A 20,297-nucleotide genomic window follows, 5' to 3' on the forward strand; every position below is an offset into this window, starting at 1 on the left:
CAACTGCGGGCGACTGCGGGCTATGGCCAGGGAAGAAGTTCGTTGGGAGTCGCGGTGGCGAGACCTCCATCCGGGGTGCGCGCCACGATGACCTGCACGACTCCGTGATCGCGCAGCAGCTCCCGGCAGCCGCCACACGGCGACCAGACTCGGAAAGTACCGTTGCCGCGTACGACAGAGACCGCTGCGACGAGGCTTACTGCGCCTGCGGTCACTGCCATGCCGATCGCTACGGCTTCGGCGCACACGGAGCAGTGGCTGCAGTTGTGCGACCGGACATGCAACGCGGTGAAGACGCGTCCATCATCAGCGAGCACTGCGGCCGCCACGATCGCCCGCTCGGGATCGGTGCACTGCAAGAGCGACTCGCACGAGTCCACCAATCCGAGAAGCTCGCGCGGCGATGCCGGGAAGGTGGTTTCAGCGCCCATGGTCGATCTCAGCATCCGACGGCGTTGCATTGGTCAGCCCATGACTGGGCGGCTGCCACAGCAACTGGCCGCCCTCGCTGTACACCGGCGGGCGGGGCCACGCGTTGGCCACCCAGTCACCGAGGGAGTAGGCCCCAACCGCATCGAAACAGACCATGTCGCCGGCCTGCAGCGGGGCGGGTGTGGTGACCTCGCCGAAGGTGTCACTGCGGTGGCACAGCGGTCCAACGAGCTGTATGGCCTCGGCGGGCCCTTCATCTGCGGTAGCGAAGACGATGGGGCGGGTCTCGTTACCCCGCCAGCAGTGCAGCCCATTCGTGCCGAGATCCAGTACTGCGTGCCGTCGGTCTCCGTCACGCCGTACTGCAATCACCTTGGCGACCGCGACCATCGATGGCTCTGCGAGGAACCGACCCGGCTCGAAGATCAGCTTCGTCACGCCGAGGTCGGCCAAGCGGGCAGCATGCCGATGAAAGACGGCTGCGATCCCTTCAAGGTCCGGCGCCTTCTGCTGGCTCTTCGGGGTCGGGAGCCCCATGAGCATCAGAAGATCGAACAGTGGCCCAGTGCGCTGCTTCGTCACCCATCCAGACGCGATGCCGCCCCCGAGATCCAGAGTCGCAACCGGGACGCCGGAATTCTTCAGCCGCTCAACAAGATCGCCGAGCCTGCGTAGGGCGACGTCGTAACGCGACGCCGACACCAGCTGGCTGCCGAAGTGCAGGTGAAGGGCCTCCAGCCGGACCGGTTCGCTGCTGGCGAGCTTGCGGCATGCATCCAGGACCGCGGTCCCGTCGATGGCCCAGCCGAACTTCGTCACACCGCGGTTCCAATGTTCGGAGGGATCACGGCCGAGCTCCCCGGAAACCTCGGGAATCGTCACCCGTACCCCTACGGACAACGGCTGAGAGTCGGTGGTGCGCCGCGAGACGACGTCGATCTCTGTGTCGGTCTCCATGTTGACCAGCCGCGGTGTCGAGGTGGGGTCGTCGACGATTTCTTGTAGAAGCCCATCGGCGCACTTCCCGATACCGTTCACGACGATGCGCCCAGCCTGGTGCAGCTGACGTGCAGACCTCCATTCCGCGGGGGAGGTCACCTCCGCACCGATGCCGGCGTCGGCCAACTCGCCGCACAGCGCAGGTAGGTAGTTGGTCTTGTACGAGTAGTACACCTCAGCTGGGATCGGCAGGCTGGCCGTGAAGCTGTGAAACCGGTCGAGCGCGGCCGACAGGCGGGTCGGTGAGAACACGTAGAACGGAGTGGGATGCTGGTGGCCCAAGCCGAAGGCGTGCTCGTGCAGCGAACTAGCCACGGATTGCCTCCCTTTGGGTGGCCAGTTGGGCAAGCCTCTCTGCGACTTGGGCGGCATTCAGCCTCGTGGTGTCAAAGGGTTGAAGGCCGAGCGCCTCGTATGTGCGGCGCGTAACTTCGACGTTGGACTCCTCGCGGCGGGACCAGTAGCTCAATCCGTGTTGCCGCTCTCGCTCAGCGAGCCGCTCCTGCCGAACGGGTTCGTCGACGGTCAGGAGGACGGTCATGTCTGGCGCGAGGGCGTGATCCCAGTTGATCTCCGGGAGCTGAGAGGCCCCCAAGGCCGCGTGCGTGGCGAGAGTTCGATAGAAGTAGCTCTCAACTACCACGTCTTGGCCGCTGCGGACGTGCTCGCGGACCGTCTCGGACACCGCGTAGTTCGTCATCATCCAGAAATGCAGCCGCGGCATGACGAGGCGAGTCCTGTCGACGCCCTTGCGTACGGTCTCGAATTCCGGGAGGAGGGTCGGGATGAGGGTCGCATCGAGTCGTTCCGCCAGGAGCGGTGACACAGTGCTCTTGCCGACCGCGCTTAGGCCTTCGAGCACGATGAAGCGACCATGTGCTTGGCCGCTCCCGTGAGAGCGTGCTCTCTGCTCGCGTGGTGAAGATGGGACTCGTGTCGGCTCCGGCACCTGCCGTGCTCCCCTCGCATTGTGCAACTCGGTGATCGTGCTCGTTTCCCTCAGGCCTCCGGAAGAAAGTGCCTGTGCCGGGAGTTGCAGCTCGGTGCGAGGTGTGCATTTCGGGCAACCGAACCGTCCTGAGTGCCCGTCAAGCGTGTTGGCTGAGGGCGCCAGCCGCATATTTCGGCAGTAATATCACTGGAGTGATGTCGGGGTTCCAGCCAGCTTCTACGCATGGTGGACGTGCGGTGCGAGGCCCGTGCTTCGAGCGAGTGGGAAGCACCCTGCGCTGACGTAGGCCCTGGTGCCTCCGCGGCGCGTTCGAACGCGCCGCGATGACGGCCGCATCACCGAGTCCGAGGCGCAGGCTCTGACCGAGAGCGCCCGCCGGCTGCCCTACACGCATCGGACTCGCACCGCTCTGGGCCGTCTCATGGCCGAGGACGGAGTCGGCGACGTCTACGCGAGGGCCGACATCTGGAGATGCGGCACCCCGCACGACCTCAAGCGGGAGGACGCCGAGACCGCCTGCGCGTCCTGGCCAAAGGGCAGTGCACCACCGCAGAGGCGACGGTGACGGGGTGGGCGGAGGGGCCGTGGCAGACCGGCTTCGTTCGCTACTGGAGCGCCGCCTTCGCCCCCGTAACCGACAGTGGTCTTCCGTTTCTGCCGCTGCTCCAGCAGCAGCTCTACGACCCCACATTCCCCCGGCGCTGGCGCAACCACGTCCTGTCCCCCCTCCTCGCCGCCGACGGCCAATACGCCGTTGATGAAAGGGACGTTGAGGATTTCGCGGCTCGCAGCGGCTTGGCGCTGGCCGACCTCACAGGCGAGCAGCTCCTTCTCGAAGGAGGTGAGCGAGCGTTCAGCCAATGGCGGCGAGGAGCGTCGCGATCACCTCGTAGCTGTTCCTGACGCCTTCCTTGTTGCCGAGACGGTGGCGCTCCAGGCGGATGGCGCCGAGGTGCCGGGCTTCGTAGATCTTCGAGCGCCAGGTCGCGGCGTCGGACTGGTCCAGGGGGCCGTAGGTCTCCCAGAACGACGTCCGCTCATCGGCCTTGGCCGTGGCCATGCGGATGGTCCAGTCAGCTGCCGGATCGCCCCAGAGCGTGCGATCGAAGTCGATCACTCCGCTGAGTGTGGGCGCTGGGGCCGACGTGTCCAGAAGACAGTTGATTGTCCAGAAATCCCCCGACAGGAGGCGGGGTTCGGTGATCTCGTCGAAGGTTGCCCGGTGCTGGTCGACCAGGTCTGCGACCTTGCGCAGGTCAGTAGCGTCCAGTCCGGCGGCGTCGAGGTCGGCTGCGATGTCGGTGAAGGAGGCGGTCAGCGCCTCGCTCCAGGCGGTGTGGCCAGGGCTGGAGACGGGGCCGAAGTGCGGGCCGCGTACCGCGTGCACGGTGCGGGCGACCTCACCGAGCTGCCGGAAGAAGTCCGGCCAGGTAGAACGCGGATAGGCCCCGAGCCGCTCGGCGGCCGGATCGCCGTCCAATAGCGTTTGGACCATGACGTCCCGCCGAATGACCTCGTGGGTGAAGTCGGCGGCGATGAGCCGGGGCATCAGCGAGGCGATGGGCGCGAGGTAGGGAAGGGTCGCGAACTCGTTGCGCATCAGGGCGTGTTCGCTGCGGAACTGCTTGTGGGGCGGTGGTGCGACGCGGAGGATGACCGGCCGGTCCTCCCAGTTGACGTACACGCGCAGGGTGGTGTTGTACATCCCGCCGCCGAGCTCGACGGCAGCGGTGACCTGGGTGCCGCTGCCGAAGGTGCGGCGGCAGATCGCCGCGATCTCGTCCGGTGTCACCGGTTGCTGGAAGGCGTCGGGCGAGCGCGGGATCGGCTGGTACTCCATGAATGGATGCTCCGTAAGCGGGAGGGCCTGCCGCAGCACCGTATCGGGGCCAGCCGGTGTTCATCGGCGTCTGCGGGGCCGTGGCCGCGGGGTGCGCGGGGCGGGCAACCGCGACACCTGCTGTGCGGGGGCGTCGTGCCGCTGTGGTCCGGCGGCGCCGTCGATGAGCTGACCGCACTCGGCAAGCGTGTGTCGTCCAGCAGGGCGCAGTCCGGTCCTGGCTCATTAACATGCCCTTGGGCTCGACAACGCCGCTTCCGACTACTCTCATGCCTAGTGAACCCCGCTGCCCGCCATCGACGTTACGGCGCTGACCCGTGATCCACATGGCCTATCCCGCGATCTTTGGACGTGGCGTGGCTGTTCACATGATGTGTCAGTTCTCTTCTGTGACTTTTGGCGACGGCCTTGCACCGTCGCCCCCTTTCGCTACGCGGAGGTCTGTTCGGCCAGGCCAGTTGGCTGCTGAGCTCGGAGTAGTTCGGCGAGTGCTGCGATCCTGCGGAGCGGGCCCAGGTCCGGTTCGGGGACGGAGCAGGTCCCCATGAGGGTGGTGGTCGCGTTGCGGATGGCGGTGTGCAGGGGTGAGTCGTGGACCACTTCGTCGTGCAGCATCAGGCCGTCGCGCTCAGCGGTGACGCGGTGGTGGTTGCGCTCGAGTTGCCAGCCGCCGGTGGCGGTGACGGGGTCGAGGTGCACGGTGAACTGTGTGCGGCCGGCATGCACGGTGACGCGACGGTGGCGGTCGTCGGCCGGACGGAGTCCCTGGCGCCAGGGCCCCGTCCCGCTTGTGGCGGTACGCGGGGTGCTGCCCAGGACGACGGTTGGGGTGGCGATGCTGGAGGTCAGCTCGATGCGTAGGCGTGTGGCGCCGTAGGTGAGGTTGGTCCGTTCGGTGAGCGCAGAGACGAAGAGCCGGGGGTCGTAGGTGGCCCACAACTCGGCGTGTTGGGGCTGCTGGGCGAGGTAGGCAGCGGCTGCTTCCGCGGGCAGGATACGGCGCAGTACGGCGAGCATGTGGAGCCACTCGTAGCCGAGGACGCCGTAGGAGCGGTCGACGAAGCGGCCTTGGGCGACATCGCCGGTGCGGTCCTTAGTAAAGGTCACGGCGACGTAGTCGGGCTCTGTGCCCGGTTCGAGACGAGCCATCAGATTGGTAAGGACGTCGAGGGCCCGGGCATGCTGGTACTGGTCAGTGACCACGAAGCGGGCGTTGTTGTGGCTGGCGAGCAGGGCGGTGAACGCGTCGATTTCGTGGCCCTGGCAGGCGGGTTTCTCCAGCAGGATGCGGGCTTCGGGCTCCTTTGCCAGGATCGTGCGCAGCACGGGCAGATGGTCGGCGGTGGGGCAGCACACAGACCACAGGCCGATGGTGGAGCGCACGGCGGCGGGCATCTCCTCGAGCCCGTTCGGGAAGCCCCGGTACGCCTTGGGAAGGTCCTGGTGCTTGGGGTCGACGATGGTCAGGCTGGCTCCGTGTTCAGCCAGGATCTGGGCGTGGAGGCGGCCGGCGGCGCCGTAGCCGACGACGCACGCCGACATCCCTGCCAGGGAGGCCGTGGTCGCACTCTGCCGTGTTACGGCACGCGGTGATGGTTGCTGTTCGGTGGCGAGGTATGTGTCGTAGTAGGCCGAGTAAAGGCCGGAGTTGAGGATGATGTCGTCGACGAGGTCGGTGTGGATGCCGGGCGTGAGGTTGTCGGCGCGCCGGCACAGGGCGTCGGCGGCGATGAGGGTGCCGGCCCGGTAGGCGTCGTAGCCCTGGTTGGGGATAGCGTCTGCCTCGAAGAGGTTCATGGAGCGGCCGTCGCCGAGGAGGGTGACTTGGCCCCCTCCAGATAGGCGGTAGCGGCGACCGATGCCGGGGATTTCGGTGGCGGGCAGGCCGCGGTCAGGGTCGGCGAGGACGCTGAAGTCGCGGGTGGCGAAGGGGGCAAGGTACGCGCCGTCGGGAAGCAGTTGCAGGTCGTCGACGGTGAGCGCGTCATCTCCGGTCGTGCCCACGATGAGGAATGGGTGTACTGCGCGCAGGGCGTCGGCGGTGGTGCGGTAGGTGGCGTGGCCGGCCTCGGCGGCGGCGATCAAGGCGAGCGGGTCAGGGTCGACGACATGTATCTGGCAGCCTTGGTGGCGGAGGGCCTGGGCGAGCCGAGAGCCGAGGGTGCCGTAACCAATCACAACAGCAGGGCGGCCGGTGACCTTGATGGCAGGCAGCAGCGCACGCAGCCGACGCAGGCAGGAGTCGGCGATCTCGGGATAGCCCAGGCGGGTCTTGAGCTGGGAGCGGGCGAGGTTCAGGACAGGTATGCCGAGTTCTCCAGTTGCGGTGATCCGTTTGAGGCCGGAAACGGTCAGTTCGAGGGCGGCGTCGATTCGGCGGGGCGCGTCAGCGCGGCCGTAGCCCTGGGCGAGCAGGCCGCCGTCGTCGATGACCAGGACCTTGCGTCCGGCCTCGTGCGCAGCGTCGATGAACGCGTCGACCTGGTGAAGCGCAGCGGCAAGTTCGGTGGCGTGGGTGTCGGGGGCGTTGATGGCGGTGTTGTCCAGCAGGCCGCTGGCGCACCCGAGGTCGAGGAGAGTGGCGTGGACACGGTCGCGGTTATGTGTGCGGTCACCCTTGGCCAGGGCATAGATCCACTGGGTCGGGACGCCCGCATGCTGGAGGGCGAGCAGGAAGCCGAGGGTGTTCTCCACGTAGTGGTCGCGGAAGATGACCGCCCAGTCGGCGAGCACACTCGTGGTGGGGGTGAACTGGGCCAGTAGCGGCATGGTCGCCGTGATCTGATCCAGTTCGTCTGGGTGGAAGCGCCGCAGCGCCGTCCGAAGCCAGCCGGTGAGGTCGGCGGCAGCGTCGGCGACCTGTTCCTTGTGGTCGAGGAGGATCTCCAGGTGGGTCGCCGGTATGGCGTGGCTGAGAGTGTCCGGCTGCAGTGGGGTGTAGGGGTGCCAGCGCAGCGCGAGCTGCGGGGTGGAGTTCTCCGGTTCCGCATCGGTGGCTGTCAGCAACAGGCTCGCCTCTCCGGACGGGACAGCTCGAAGCTGGTGGCGGGCGGCGATTTTGGCTACGCCTGCCGTGAGGGTGTCCGGGTCGATGGGTCCGCGTAACACGGTCCAGGCGGTGGGTGTGTCGGCCTGGTATAGGGAGTGCTCGAGTGTGGGCACTGGATCATCCCTTTCTGGGGCGGGCGGCAGGGTGTCAGCGGTTCGGGGTGGAGATGAGTTCGGCCATGAGCTGGTCGGTGTCGGCCAGGTGGTTGAGGAGGACGGTGACGGTGCGGTGGCGCAGCAGCCAGAATTCATCGAGGTCGTCCTGGAACAGGCCGGGCTTGAGGTAGTGCTGCTTGACGCCGTAGAGACTGCCGAGGAGCTGCACCAGGGCGACGCGGGCGCAGGCGGTGATGTCGATGTCGGCGACTGCCGGGTTGGCCGCCCGGTAGGCAGCGATGAACGTGCGAGCGGTCTGCATCCAGTCGGTGCCGCTGGTGACGGTGTTCGGGTAGAACGCCATGCGGCCGAGGTCGTAGGAGATCAGGAACGGCTTCGGGGGGCGGAAGTCCAGGACGGCGGTGAGCGTGTCGCCTTCGAAGAGGAGATTGACGGGGCTGTAGTCGCTGTGCAGGACTTGGGTGGTGAGGTCGGAGGGGAGCTCGGCGATCAGTTTTGGCAGGCTCTCCAGCATCGCCCGCCGCTCGCGCAGGGTCTGTTCGGCCAATGCGTCGAAGTCGTCGGCGGTGCCACTGTGGGTGCGCTCGGCGATGATGCCTAGGAGCTGGTCGATGGTGGCTTCCAGGCCGGCCGGATCGATGCGCAACCAGGCGTCGGCTTCCGGGGAGGGGGCGGCGCTTTCGGGCAGCGGGGCGAACAGGGCATGGATGCAACCTAGGGCCTCCCCTGCCTGGGCGCACTGCTCTGTGTTCAGGACGGTGATCACGCGGCCAGGCATCCACTGCCATACCGACATCGCGTGAGGGGTGCTGCCGTCGATGAGCTGCGCGTGGCAGTTGGCCACGATGGGGGCGGCAGGGATGGTGTGGCGGCGGGCGAGTTCGGACAGACCGATGGCTCGCTCCTCGGCGGCAAGATCGGTACCGGGCGGGTAGTGCTTGACGAATACCTCGCGGTCGTCGCAGATGGCCCGGTAGTTGACGGTGCCCTGTCCGATGGGCAGTTGAACCATGCTGCGGACCGCCAGGCCGTAGCGGTCGGCGAGGACAGCAGCGATGGCGTCGGCAGGCGAGAGGGACGGCGTGGGCACTGGGGACTCCTTGCAGGTGCATGGCGCAATGGCCAGTTCGTCACGGGCGGGGCGGACTTACAGGGTTGTGCAGGCCCTGAGCGAGGCGCGCGTAGGTAACGCCGATGGCGCGCCACCGTGTGGCGGGATCGAGTGGGCTGCGCGGTGCGGGGACGGTCGCGGCATGTTCGGCTGTGGCCAAGGCCTGGCCAGGCCCGGCTTCCGGGTCGTACAGCCGGGCGGATCGGCCTGCGGTCATTTCCCGGATGGCCGGCAGGTCGGGGGCGATGACGGGAGTGCCGCAGGCGAGCGCAGTGCCGACCGAGCTGGGATGGAGCATCTGGGCGAAGAAGTCCCACGGCCCATCAACCCTGTACGGGCACAACGCGGTGCCGGCTGCCCGGTACAGCACGTGGGCATGCCGCGGCGGCACGCGCTGCAGGTACAAGTGGACGCGCCCGCCACTAGCGGCGGCCTGGCGGGTGAGTACATCTGTGAGGCTGGGTTCGCGGCTGGGGCCAGCGAGGAACAGATGGGCTCGGCTGGTCGCATGGCTGAAGGCATCCACGGTGGCGGGCAGGTCCTTGTAGGCGGTGACATTGCCGAGCACGAGCACCGCGAACGGCACTGCGGCCATATGCCTGGCCAGGGCTTCGACCGGCACGGGAGCAGGCCCCGGGGCGGGGGTGGGCGCCGCCCATCCCGCCACGGTAACGGGCGCGCGGGTCAGGGTGCCCAGGTGCGCGGCGTCTGCGTGGGTGTGGGTTACGACAGCGTCGGCCAGGGCAAGCACGCCGTTGGCCGCATACCGGTCTTCCGCGCCGGCTTTCTGGCCGTCGATCGGCAGCAGGTTGTGCACCGTCCACACGATCTTCCAGCTGGCCGCGCGCAGGGCCTCCAGTCGCTTGAGCATGGCCTCGGCGGCCATCTGGGTCCGCTGCCCATCTGGCTCCTGGTACAGCCGCTTGAGGCGGTGCAGGTTGACCACCCCGGGTGGACCGGGGCGTTCGGCGAGCACGTCGAGGCCGGCGGCGAACTCCAACTGCAGAGCGGGCGGGGCATGCCGCTCCAGTTCCGCGAAGTATGGGCTGGGCCATGCTGGATAGTTGCTGATCACTACCCACGGCGCGAGCCCCGCCGTGGTGCGCGCCGTCATGAACTCGCCTCCATATGCGCGGCGTTCCGCCACTTCCACCACGCAGCGTGCTCGTGGTACCGGGCCAGGGCGGCGGCCCGGGTGCGGTCGACGCCAGTCCACTCCACCGCGACCTCGATGGGCTGCCCGGCCGCGATGCGGCGGATTGCGTGATCTGCCACGACGGCATGGCCCGGGTCGGTCAGCCCGGGGCCGGGATCGGACAGGTGCAGCACCTCGATCCACGGCACGAGCCGTTTCAGCCGTTCGGCCGCACGGTCGTCTCCCGGATCTGCGAGGGCCTGGGCGAACTGCGCGGAGTCGGCGAGCAGCCGCAGGCGCGGCTGCTGCTGAAGAAGGCACACCAGCGCCGCATGAGGGCGTGAGGCCAGCCACTGCGGGGCATGGAGCTCGATCAGTAGCGGCACCGCCAGCACGTGACCATCGAGCGGCCCGCTGCCGTCCCCGGCGAGGGTCGTGTGGAGAGGGTGCCGGGCCAGCAGGCGCAGCCACCCAGCGCCCAAGGCGCGAGCGGCGTCGGCCAGGCGGCATACCTCTTCGCGCGCCTGGCGGCGTACCGCCGGATCGGCGCTGAGCAGGTCGGCCAGATCGGTGTCGGCGGTGACGCCGGTGACCGGGACCGTGCACGCGCTCGCCTCACGCCAGCGGGCCAGAGTCGTCGCATCCTGCGCCGCGAGGTCGCAGCCCCGCCTACCGCCGCGCAGGTGTATGAACGGAATGCGGTGACGTGCTGCCCAGGACAGCAGGGCGGGGACCTCCAGTCCCCGCACGGAGATGCTGTACAGCCCCACCGGGGCGGGGGCGATCACGCGGCCCACTCGAACAGCACGACGGGCTCGGCCGGGCGACCCGGCTGGTCGAGCAGCTCGAAGATCCGGGGTGCGAGATGGCCGGGCACTCGTCGGCACCACGACGCGATGAGCTCCGGATCCAGGTGTTCGGTGAGCCAGGATACGGCGTCGGTGTAGGTCTGTTGGTAGGCGCCGACGGGGGCTGGGGCCAGCTCGTGCATACCGATGATGGTCCAGCCGCCACGGTGCGCCGCCAGCGCGGGAAGGGCACCGTTCTCGTCCGGAGTCCCGAGGATCCCAAGGGTGCCGCCCGCCGCGACCAGGCCGGCCGCCCGGCCGGGCTGGCCGGTGGCGTCGAAGACCAGGGTGGCACTGGCGGGCTCCACCTCGGTCACGCACGTCACTCCGGGCGCCCGACCGATCGGCGCGTACCGGCGCGCGGTGAGGACCCGTATCCGCTCCGCGCCGTGGCGGCGCAGCGCCAGCACACAGCCCAGGGCAACGGGACCGGACCCCACCACGACCGCATCCTGCACGATGGTGGGCGCGGGCAGACGGTTAAGGCCTACGGCGGCCATCAGCTGAAAGCGGCCCACGGCCGCCACGGGCAGGGAGGTCCTGTGGGGGACGGCGAGCGCGCCGATCGTACTCGGGGCGAAGGCGGCGCCGTGCGGTGCCGGGGCGAGCACCCAGCCCCCGGGGGCCTCACCCAGGGACATATACCCGGCATCTCGGGCCAGCCCGTGCACGGTGGCAGCCATCTGCCGTCGCTCCGTGCCCGGGCTGAGCACACTGAGCCGCCCGGCCAGCATGCCCTCGGGCACCGCACCGGCGGCTTGCAGATGTGCCGCCCCAGTGGCGAAGCGCACCCGCGCGCCGCCGTAGGAAATGATGGACTCAGTCATCAAGCGCCTCCAGGTAGGCGGGCAGCTCGGTGAAGTGCCCGATGACACCGACCGGCGCGGGCAGGCCCTCGGGGCGGGGCCCGGAGGCGATCAGGACAGCCCGCATGCCGTGCTCATACGGTCCGATCGCGTCCTTGGCTGGGGTGTCCCCAACGAACACGATCTCCTCGGCCGGGCAGCCGGCCCTCTCAATGACCGTGTCGTAGAAGCGGGGATGGGGTTTGCGGAATCCAAGGACACTGGAGAGCACCAGCGCATCGAAGCAGTCCTCGATACCGGCCGCGCGCAGGGTGCGCCGCCGTACGCTCTCGGGCCGCTGCGTGTTGCACGACAACACGCACACCAGTCCGCTCGCATGAAGCCGGCGCAGCGTCTCGGCGGATCGGGCGTCGACGAAGGCATCGGGCACCGCAGTGAACACCGCCTCGGTGGCTGCCTGTGGATCCGGGATCACCGCCGCGCACGCGTGGGCGGCACGCGCCAGTTGCTCGGCGAAGGGACTCTGGATATCACTGGCGCGGTCCTCCTGCCGGACATCGCGGGCAGCGTCCTCGAACGCGGCCGCAAAGCCCTCGGGGACCGAGGTGTTCTCCAGATCCTTGAGCGCCTGGGAGACCGTGGCCCCGTCGGGACTCGGCCCGGGCCGGGCCAGGGTGCCACCGAAGTCCACCGCCAGCGCACGTACCGTCACCACGTTGCTCCTTTCACCGAACCGGATGTGAATTCCTCGATGCACGAGGCGATGCGCTGCGGGGTACCGCGCACCGCATGGAGCGGCAGCCGGGCCGCCAAGGCCTGAACGAGGGCGATACGTCGCCGGGCTGCCGCCGCATCCTCCACCAGGCGCAGCACCATGGGGGAGGTCTCCAGGATCCGGTCCAGCAAGTGCGTACTGGCACGCAGCCACGCCGTGGCCGCGGTGTGGGTGTCCTCCGTGTACAGACCAACTCGCGCGGAGGGATCACCGTCGACGGCGACGAGGACAGCCGCCAGCACCCGCCCACCCGCCGGGTCCGTTGCGTCGTTCCAGCGGCTGCGCAGATCGATCCGGTCCGCATCTGACGGATCGAGGCGCAGTTGGGGAAACCACCGGGCCACCGCACTGGATCGGGCCATGAAAGCGCTCGTCCCGCCGCGTACCGCGGGCGCCGGGTGGACATCGAGCAAGGCGACGTCGCCGGCTGCGGGCCGCCAACCGCGTTCGGCCAATGCGATCGCCACCAGGGTCTTGCCTGCCCCATGCCCGCCCAGGAGAACCACTGTGCCGTCCTCGTCGGGACGACACAGGACGACAGCGTGCGCGCAGAGCGTGTCGCTGCCGAGGTGCAGCAGGTGCAGGTGGGCGTTGATCAGCCGACGGGCGTCGCCCGGGCTCACCCCGTTCTCCAAGGCCAAGTCCGCATGGTCGCCCGTGTCGAGGAGCGTGAGTTCACCCGACCTAGCCCCCGGAATGTGCGGGGCAAGACGCGGCCACGACGCGGCGAACCCATCGTCTGCCGCCAGCCGCAGTATGCGGCCCCCGCTGCGCAGAGCGAACACCTGCGGTTCCCGGTCGCGGTGCATCACGTTCCCACCGCCACACCGGGTACAAGACCAATCAGTGCGTCCCAGACCGGCGCAGTCGGCACCATCGTCGGGTCACCCACGCGCAGCAGCGCACCAGGCACCTCGGACAGCTCACGCGCCACGTCGTCGGCATCCGCGGACCCACTCGTGCGCGGTCCGCCCGTCAGCCCCAGCAGATCGCTGGTGAATAGGCGTTGGGCCGGCACGTCCAGCGCCTCCGCAGCGGCGGAGGCGAGGGCGTCCCGATCCAGGGGTATGGCGCGCACGGCCGGAGCCTGAGGAGCGTCAGTCCGGGCGATGATGACCACCATGCCCAGCGGCAGGGGCGGCGAGTAGGTGACGCCGAGGGCGCTGCGGTGTTCGGCTGGGGTCAGTCGCAGACGGCGCCGCACCTGCCCGTCCACCACTCCGTCGAGCAGCGTCCCCACCGCGCGGGTAACCGGTAGATCGACAGGGAGGCAGACACGGGTCGGCCACCCCACTACGGTGCCGTCGGGGCCCAGCAGAACCAGGTCATCCGCGAGAAAAGCGGCACCCAACTCCGTGCAGGCCCGGTGGGCGAGTGTGGACTTGCCACCGCGCTGACCGGCCAGGAACAGCAGCGCCCGGCCGTCGATGGCGACAGCGGATGCGTGAAGCATGCGCCAGCCTGCCTGAAGCAGGCGGGAGGCGAAGAACACCTTCGCTAGCCAGTCGCACCAGCGGACAGCGCGAGTGTCCCCGGTTGGCAGGACGAGCTGCGTCCTGCGCGCGCACGCGTCCACCTCGATGACGGCCGTAGCCCAGTCCGGGCGGTAACGGGCGCTCACTCGCAGGCGCGCGCCCTGGTTGTCCAGCACAGTCAACCGCGGACCGCCCCGCGGCAAGACTAGCTCCGGCCGGTCGGCTGCCGTCTCTTCGCTGCCTCCCGGACGGGGGTCTTCATCAATCCACACTGACCAGTCAGGCTCTACCGCGAGGTTCATCACCGCGCACGCCGGCGCCAGCACCGATGTCACACTCTCAAGTAACGTCCCGCACGAGGCGCTCACGTGCAGTCGGTAGCTCGCCAGCCGCAACTCGGCCTCGGCCCGCGTGGATTGATCCTGAGCTGCCATGCTGCTCCCCTCCTCGCCCGTCCCTTCTGTTTCGCCTCGGTATCGGCACGCCCCTCCTCTCCGGTCTTCGCAGGGCTTGGTGGTCTCTGCCGAGGGCGAGCGACACGACGCCGCCGCCACAAACGGCGACGTTGGACTCAGCAACAGGCAGCGGTCGCGTACACCGTGAGGGTGCTTGGTAGGGAACCGACCGGTCCCTAACCTGCTACGAATGTCGAGGCTTCGCACATCACGTTGGTGATATCGCCGGGGTGATCCAGAGATGGAAAGAACCGTTCCACGGCGCGCTCGTGTGCGTCTTGGTCATTGAATGGGGACACCGGCCCGCCTCAACGGGGGCACGCTGCTTGGTGACTTGCGCATGCCATGCTGCTCGCCGGGCCCAACTTCCTCGAGTTCGGCATTCGGAACATGGGGCCGGTGAGTTCCACTGGAGTCCTTGTGCGCGGGAGTGAACCCGCCCTCCTCGCTGCAGGCAGACAGCATGCCAGGATGGACGGCATGACGACGGTCGAAGGTGAGGTAGCGGCCGGGTTCGAACCGGTGTGGGAGGCGTTCGCGGCGAACTTCAACCGGCACGCGGACATCGGCGCGGCGCTCTGCGTGTACCACGATGGTCGGCCGGTAGTGGACCTGTGGGGTGGGCTCGCGGACCCCAACGCTAGTGGTCCATGGGTTCGGGACACGCTGCAACTGGTCTACTCAGCGACTAAAGGTGCGACCGCGACCGCGGTGCACCTGCTGGCCCAGCGTGGCGAGTTGGACGTCGACGCGCCGGTGGCCAAGTACTGGCCAGAGTTCGCCTCGAACGGCAAGGCGGACATCCCGCTGCGCTGGCTGCTGTCCCACAGGGCCGGCCTGGTTGCACTTGATCAACCTGTTCCGTTGGCCGAGGCGTTGAAGTGGGAGCCGATGGTGACCGCGCTGGCCGCTCAGCGACCTCAGTGGACTCCAGGCACTGCGCACAGATATCACGGTCGGACCTGGGGCTGGCTCGTGGGCGAGGTGATCCGTCGAGTGTCCGGCCGCACGCCGGGTCGCTTTTTCGCTGACGAGATCGCCGCCCCTCTGGGGCTGGACTTCTTCATCGGATTGCCGGCGAGTGAATGCGCCCGGGTCAGCCGGATGGTGTACAAGCGACCCGAGGTTGACTTCACCACGCTGCCTCCGGAGTCGATCCCCCCGGAACTCCGTGACTTGGTTGCGGCCTGGTGCGACCCGAACTCGCTGTCCAATCGGGCGTTCGCCGTCACCAATCCGCCCGAGATCGACTTCAACTCGCCAGAGGTCCAAGCTGCCGAGCTCCCGGCCTCCAACGGCATCGGTACCGCCCGCGGACTCGCGCGCATGTACGCCGCGCTGATTGGCGAGGTCGACGGTATTCGACTGTTCACGCCGGAAACTCTCGGATCCGCGACCAAGGAACAGGCGAGCGGGGCGGACCAGGTGATGGTGGTCCCGAGCCGGTTCAGTTCCGGATTCATGCTGCCCACCGAGACCACCCCGATGACCGGACCGAACTCCTTCGGCCACACCGGTCGAGGCGGCTCGCTCGGCTTCGCCGACCCGAAGCACGGCATCGCCTTCGGCTACGTGATGAACCACATCATTGGCGGCCCTGACGATATGCGTGCGGCGTCGCTGGCCGAAGCAGTGCGACAGTCACTGAAGTAGTGAGGCAAGCGCCCTGGGCCAAGGCCGTCCAAGCCCGGGAGCACGACGGTCCACGAGACGCGGGCCTGCTTCGGCACGAAGTGCTTCCGTGACGCCTGGCCCCGTCTCCTCACACAGGCGACGGGAACCGTGATCAACAAATAATCAGTCGACGAGCTTCGCCAGAGCCGCGTCGATCCGGGTCAGCGTACGGTCCTTGCCGAGAACCTCCAGAGACTCGAAGAGGGGCAGGCCGACCGTGCGGCCCGTGACCGCGACGCGCACTGGGGCCTGGGCCTTCCCCAGCTTCAGGCCGTGCTCCTCGCCGGCGGCCAGGACCGCCTCTTTGAGAGACTCGGGGCTGGTCCAGTCCGCCGACTCCAGATTGGCGCGGGCCGTAGTCAGGAGAGCCACCGGGGCTCCCTTCATCGCCTTGTCCCACGACGCCTCGTCCTCCACCGGCTCCTTCAGGAACAGGAAGTCGACGTTGGCCGTGATGTCCGACAGGACGGCCACGCGAGTCTGGGCATGAGGGGCGATCGCCTCCCACGCGACCTGGTCGAAGTCCTCGGGCGTCCAGCTGGCGTACGGGGCGCGCAGCCACGGCTCGCAGGCCTCGACGAACCTCTCCAGCGGCAGGGCGCGGATGTATTCGCCGTTGAAGGCGGTCAGCTTCTTGATGTCGAAGAAGGCCGGCGAGGTGTTTACGTCCTCGACGCGGAACGTCTCCTCCAGTTCCTCGTACGGGCGGAGCTCGACGTCGTCCCTGGGGCCCCACCCGAGCAGCATCAGGTAGTTGGTCATCGCCTCCGACAGGTAGCCCTCGGCGAGGTAGTCCTCAAGAGCGACCTTGTCCCGGCGCTTGGACAGCTTCTGCCGCTTCTCGTTCACGATCACCGGCAGATGCGCCCACACCGGCGGCTTCGCGCCGAGCGCCTCCCACAGCAGTTGCTGCTTGGGCGTGTTCGACAGGTGCTCGTCGCCACGGATGACCAGGGTGATGCCCTCATCGAGGTCGTCGACCACGTTGGCGATCAGGAAGACAGGGGAGCCGTCGCCACGGGCGATGACGAAGTCCTCGATCGCCGAGTTCGGAAAGGACGGCTCACCCCGGATCAGGTCCACGACGACCGTCTCACCTTCGGTGGGCGTGCGGAACCGCAGTGCCCGGCTCTCCACGTACTCCAGCCCCCGGTCCCGGCAGAACCCGTCGTAGCCGAGGTGCTGCGAACCGGTCCGCTCCTGGAGTTGCTCACGGGTGCAGTCGCAGTAGTACGCGCGGCCCTGCGTATAGAGCTGGTGGGCGGCTTCCCGGTGCCGGTCGGCGTTCTGTGACTGGAAGTACGGACCCTCGAAGGCAGGGTCGTCTTTGGAGATCCCGATGGACGCGAGCGCGTTGACGATGCCGTCGATCCACTCGGGCTTGTTGCGGGTCGCGTCGGTGTCCTCGATACGCAGGACGAACTGGCCCCCTGACTGTCGTGCGACGGCCCAGTTGTAGAGAGCCGACCGGGCCCCGCCAACATGGAACATTCCAGTTGGAGACGGGGCGAAACGCACGCGTGGGGAGGCATCAGGCATGCAGGCAGCCTACCGATTCCCAACGGACGGTCGGGGCACTGCGGGGGTCACATCAATCAGCTCCACCGAAGTTCTTGCGACGCCTCGCACGGATGTGGCAATAGGCGAATCCACTGCCGGCAAGGGGGAATGGGACAGTGAGCTCATCCAGGTAAGCCATGAGAGTTGCCGGGACCCACCGTTCGGTTTGGCATTCGAAGCATGGGTCCGGTGATCTCTACTGGGGCATCAAGGCCGGCGAGTAACTCGACAATCTTGTCGATGTTCGTCAGCCTTCTCGTGCCTGATTCCAGCATGGATAAGAAGGCCTGGCTTAGCCCGGTGAGTTCAGCGATGTCGCTCTGGCGCAGATCGCTGGCAATGCGCACGAGGTGACACACTCTGCCGAAGTCGCGTGCGAACAGTGCCTGCTGGACGTCGGCCCGCAACCACACCCCGGCTGGCACTCTGGGAGGTGGCTGGCTCCGCCGATGTGCCGTTCGTAAGCAAGTACTGCAGTATGGCTCGTTGTTGTAGCGACTCAGCACGCAGCGGCAGAACAAGCACCGACGTTCGTGCCGCGCTTGATCTGCCTCTGGAGTTCGATCAGGCGCGGGAGCATGCCCCCAAGTTCCGGGGGCGCCTGTCTCGGTGTCCATGCCTACGGATGTCAGATCGGCCATAGTGTCAACAGAGGGCGTCATTGGCACAGACCACAGGACGAGATGGGGCACGGGCGATCACGTCGCTGCTCCCTCCGCTGGTCCTTGTCGTTCCCTGCGCGCCATGCTCAGCGCCCGGCGTAGAGCGTCTGGTGAGGTAAGGGATCGTGGTCCCCGGGGCAAGACATGCCAGTGCAGGCCTGGAGGCTCCAAGGTGCTGGCAGGCGGAACGACGACGTGGCACGTCCGCCCAAGCGAGACAGTTCCGGGCTCCTCCCAGTGCTCCGCAGTACCCACGGGAACCATGAAGTACAGCCGAGGCTCGGGGCCCTCGTGGTCCAGGATCACGGGGCCAACCGGCTCTTCGTCATCGTCGAGGATCTCGATCGCTCGCCGGCCCACCGTCTCCACGGCACGCACGACATCCCACCACACGCCAGCTGAGCACAGTTCGATCTCTTCACCGGTGGGCATCCAGCGAGGCGGCAGCCCGCGAACTGCTGGAAGGGCGTCGGACATGGAATGGTCTCCTCACCACTGTGTGTGAGGAGACCATTCCACTCTGCGAGTTTCGTGTGCGGACAGATTGTCCGTAGGGTTTCTTCGCCAGGCCTCTTGACGAGGGCTCAGGTTGTGCTAAGGCCTGTCCAACTCCCGAATGCGGAAAGCTCATTGGACGGGTGGGAGTCCATCCTGAGTAGCGCGGCAGTCGTCTCGCGGGCCGAGGGGTGGAAGCGCGTGTGGTTCGGCGCCACCTTCCGCGCCCTCTTGAGATCGGCAAATGCGCCGGCTCGGTCGCCCATGGCGAGTTTCGCCGACGCCACGTCGATGAAGTGGTGACTGGACCGCTCGCCCACGGTCGTAGTGGGTGGCGTCCATTCGCCACCTGAGACGGGAGACCACTCGGCGAGACGGGCCAGCGCTTGCTCGGTGTCGCCCATGTCGATCAAGGTGTGCACCTCGTGGATGCGGATGTTCGTCGGGCCGAACGACATCTCATACGCCAACGAGTCACGGCTGCCCGCCATGCGAGCCACCTGCTCCGCTTCGCGTAGGTATACGTCTGCACGATCCGAGTTGTTCTCGCGGGCCTCAAGCACTGCTAGCTTCAGCAGCAGGGCACCATCGACGGCGAGTGCATCGTTGGAGAAGGAGCGTTCAGGCTGCAGCCGCTCTAGTTCGCTCCTTAGAGCGATGAGCTTGCGGCGTGCAGACGAGTAGGCGCCCTGGCGAAGCATCGCACCCGCGACCAGGTAGCCAGCCGTGAATTGCATCAGGGGGTCCTCGGAGCGGTCCGCTGCCCAGCGAACCCGCTCAAGCGCCGTGTTCGACAGGTCGTGGTGACCCATCTTGTGGGCCAGCGAGTTCACGGCACGGTAGGCGCGGGCCAGGTGCCAGAAAGCCTTGGCCTGATGAGTGTCGCGGCCACCGAGGGCTACATGCGTCAGTTCGGTGATGATCGGCGGCAGCAAGGGGCCCATCGGGGCATAGCGTGCATCACGGCGCAGCGCCGTCACCTGGTCGACTTCTGATGCGAGTACGGGCAGCGTACGAGGAGCGATGTCCAAGTCGTCGGGGCTGTCGTAGCAAAGCATGATGCGGCGCAACTCGGGGATGACAGCATGGACGCGGTCTTCCGCCTCCGGCTCGCCGTAGTACGGCTGCCCGGTCAGAACCTCGGGCCCAAAGTGCAACGCCTTGGCGAGCGACAACACCAGTGATGGTGACGCCTTCCGCGCGCCGGACTCAAGCTTCTGTATGTAGCTTGCGGATACGGCGACCTTCTGTGCCAATTGAGCGGTCGACAGGTTCCGTGTCCTGCGTGCCACACGGAGACGGTCTCCCAGCGTCAGGTTTTCACTCATCGGTGGACCTATCCCTTCGCGATGGAGCACTCGGATCAGGGTACGGAAAACACCCCCGCCTACGACTCCGGCCGCCGAGTGTTAACCGGCCTGGTGGCCATGTGACGACGGGTAGAAGCCTCCGGGTGAAGGTCCGGGTCCCCGCTGCTACCTCTTCGGGGCGGAACAAATGCGAACAATGAGCCCTAAATGATCCGCGCCTTGAGATGCGTCGGCGTGCGAGAGTCAAGGGGTGGCGGTGAATCACCTACGGACAAATTGTCCGCAGCAATCTGCTGCGATTCGTCGCGATCAATGGTTCATCACGGTATGTAGTCGTATGTGTCGCTTGCGTGTCACCTGAGCATACGGTCGGAGAGCCGGGGCCGTGAATCAGGCGAAGATACTTCTGAACAGCAGTGGCATGGTTGAGCCCTGCGGCCCGCGGTCTCTGCCTCGGAGATCGCGTCGCGAGTCCTTCAGGTGACTGTGGGAGCCCAAACGCACCTCGCCTCAACTCGTGCGGAACAATCCACGTGTGCGCGAGACCCTTCGCGACCTGAGGAAGCAGGCCCCGGGCACGGGCGGCAGCCACTCGTCCGAGTT

The 20,297-nt window shown here is 67.5% G+C and carries 16 protein-coding genes; 1 reads left to right on the forward strand and 15 read right to left on the reverse strand.

The genetic code is table 11. The features are described 5' to 3' along the window. Positions 1-20: 20 nt before the first annotated feature. From ACH47Z_RS28820 to ACH47Z_RS28875, 12 genes are all read right to left on the reverse strand, one after another. Entirely contained in the window at positions 21-431 is a 411-nt protein-coding gene (locus ACH47Z_RS28820; RefSeq protein ID WP_399078690.1) for a hypothetical protein, read from the reverse strand. Further along, a complete protein-coding gene (locus ACH47Z_RS28825; RefSeq protein ID WP_399078692.1) occupies positions 421-1,746 on the reverse strand; it encodes a diaminopimelate decarboxylase family protein in 1,326 nt (441 codons plus the stop codon). Before ACH47Z_RS28825 ends, ACH47Z_RS28820 begins: the two co-directional genes overlap by 11 nt. Further along, positions 1,739-2,293, reverse strand: a complete 555-nt coding sequence (locus ACH47Z_RS28830; protein WP_399078695.1) for a hypothetical protein — start codon at positions 2,291-2,293, stop codon at positions 1,739-1,741. Before ACH47Z_RS28830 ends, ACH47Z_RS28825 begins: the two co-directional genes overlap by 8 nt. Positions 2,294-3,236: 943 nt before the next feature. Beyond that, a complete protein-coding gene (locus ACH47Z_RS28835) occupies positions 3,237-4,223 on the reverse strand; it encodes a phosphotransferase family protein (RefSeq protein WP_399078698.1) in 987 nt (328 codons plus the stop codon). Between the two features lie 429 nt (positions 4,224-4,652). Beyond that, on the reverse strand, positions 4,653-7,229 hold the full coding sequence (locus tag ACH47Z_RS28840; RefSeq protein WP_399078700.1) for an NAD(P)-dependent oxidoreductase: 2,577 nt from the start codon (positions 7,227-7,229) through the stop codon (positions 4,653-4,655). A gap of 190 nt (positions 7,230-7,419) precedes the next feature. Beyond that, positions 7,420-8,478, reverse strand: a complete 1,059-nt coding sequence (locus ACH47Z_RS28845; protein WP_399078702.1) for a phosphotransferase enzyme family protein — start codon at positions 8,476-8,478, stop codon at positions 7,420-7,422. 40 nt (positions 8,479-8,518) lie between these two features. Next, a complete protein-coding gene (locus tag ACH47Z_RS28850) occupies positions 8,519-9,613 on the reverse strand; it encodes a glycosyltransferase (protein ID WP_399078704.1) in 1,095 nt (364 codons plus the stop codon). Next, complete coding sequence (locus ACH47Z_RS28855) at positions 9,610-10,422, reverse strand: AP endonuclease (protein ID WP_399078707.1); 813 nt, start codon at positions 10,420-10,422, stop codon at positions 9,610-9,612. The genes ACH47Z_RS28850 and ACH47Z_RS28855 overlap by 4 nt, the downstream gene beginning before the upstream one ends. Then, entirely contained in the window at positions 10,419-11,309 is an 891-nt protein-coding gene (locus ACH47Z_RS28860) for a hypothetical protein (protein ID WP_399078709.1), read from the reverse strand. The genes ACH47Z_RS28855 and ACH47Z_RS28860 overlap by 4 nt, the downstream gene beginning before the upstream one ends. After that, positions 11,302-12,000: an HAD family hydrolase gene (locus ACH47Z_RS28865; protein WP_399078711.1), complete on the reverse strand. Its 699-nt coding sequence runs from the start codon at positions 11,998-12,000 to the stop codon at positions 11,302-11,304. The genes ACH47Z_RS28860 and ACH47Z_RS28865 overlap by 8 nt, the downstream gene beginning before the upstream one ends. Beyond that, positions 11,997-12,875 carry a hypothetical protein gene (locus ACH47Z_RS28870; protein ID WP_399078713.1) on the reverse strand — a complete coding sequence of 293 codons (879 nt, stop codon included), beginning with the start codon at positions 12,873-12,875 and terminating at the stop codon, positions 11,997-11,999. Before ACH47Z_RS28870 ends, ACH47Z_RS28865 begins: the two co-directional genes overlap by 4 nt. Further along, positions 12,872-13,972, reverse strand: a complete 1,101-nt coding sequence (locus ACH47Z_RS28875; protein ID WP_399078715.1) for a hypothetical protein — start codon at positions 13,970-13,972, stop codon at positions 12,872-12,874. The genes ACH47Z_RS28870 and ACH47Z_RS28875 overlap by 4 nt, the downstream gene beginning before the upstream one ends. A gap of 501 nt (positions 13,973-14,473) precedes the next feature. Here ACH47Z_RS28875 and ACH47Z_RS28880 point away from each other — a divergent pair. Continuing rightward, positions 14,474-15,646, forward strand: coding sequence for a serine hydrolase domain-containing protein (locus tag ACH47Z_RS28880; RefSeq protein WP_399078837.1), 1,173 nt, complete (start codon positions 14,474-14,476; stop codon positions 15,644-15,646). Positions 15,647-15,790: 144 nt separating this feature from the next. Here ACH47Z_RS28880 and gltX read toward each other — a convergent pair whose 3' ends face one another. From gltX to ACH47Z_RS28895, 3 genes are all read right to left on the reverse strand, one after another. After that, the gene (gene gltX, locus ACH47Z_RS28885) at positions 15,791-17,158 is read right to left on the reverse strand and encodes a glutamate--tRNA ligase (RefSeq protein WP_399078716.1); all 1,368 of its coding nucleotides are present in this window, start codon (positions 17,156-17,158) and stop codon (positions 15,791-15,793) included. Positions 17,159-17,349: 191 nt separating this feature from the next. Then, a complete protein-coding gene (locus tag ACH47Z_RS28890) occupies positions 17,350-17,574 on the reverse strand; it encodes a helix-turn-helix domain-containing protein (RefSeq protein ID WP_399078717.1) in 225 nt (74 codons plus the stop codon). A gap of 899 nt (positions 17,575-18,473) precedes the next feature. Next, complete coding sequence (locus ACH47Z_RS28895; RefSeq protein ID WP_399078719.1) at positions 18,474-19,712, reverse strand: helix-turn-helix domain-containing protein; 1,239 nt, start codon at positions 19,710-19,712, stop codon at positions 18,474-18,476. Between the last annotated feature and the right edge of the window lie 585 nt (positions 19,713-20,297).

Source organism: Streptomyces sp. NPDC020192 (assembly GCF_044388685.1).
Taxonomy (GTDB): domain Bacteria; phylum Actinomycetota; class Actinomycetes; order Streptomycetales; family Streptomycetaceae; genus Streptomyces.

Bases quoted from the DNA above. Each gene is read 5' to 3' on its own strand.
- ACH47Z_RS28835 (WP_399078698.1), bottom strand. From the start codon at position 4,223: ATGGAGTACCAGCCGATCCCGCGCTCGCCCGACGCCTTCCAGCAACCG.
- ACH47Z_RS28860 (WP_399078709.1), bottom strand. From the start codon at position 11,309: ATGACTGAGTCCATCATTTCCTACGGCGGCGCGCGGGTGCGCTTCGCC.
- ACH47Z_RS28875 (WP_399078715.1), bottom strand. From the start codon at position 13,972: ATGGCAGCTCAGGATCAATCCACGCGGGCCGAGGCCGAGTTGCGGCTG.
- ACH47Z_RS28820 (WP_399078690.1), bottom strand. From the start codon at position 431: ATGGGCGCTGAAACCACCTTCCCGGCATCGCCGCGCGAGCTTCTCGGA.
- ACH47Z_RS28850 (WP_399078704.1), bottom strand. From the start codon at position 9,613: ATGACGGCGCGCACCACGGCGGGGCTCGCGCCGTGGGTAGTGATCAGC.
- ACH47Z_RS28895 (WP_399078719.1), bottom strand. From the start codon at position 19,712: ATGAGTGAAAACCTGACGCTGGGAGACCGTCTCCGTGTGGCACGCAGG.
- gltX (WP_399078716.1), bottom strand. From the start codon at position 17,158: ATGTTCCATGTTGGCGGGGCCCGGTCGGCTCTCTACAACTGGGCCGTC.
- ACH47Z_RS28880 (WP_399078837.1), top strand. From the start codon at position 14,474: ATGACGACGGTCGAAGGTGAGGTAGCGGCCGGGTTCGAACCGGTGTGG.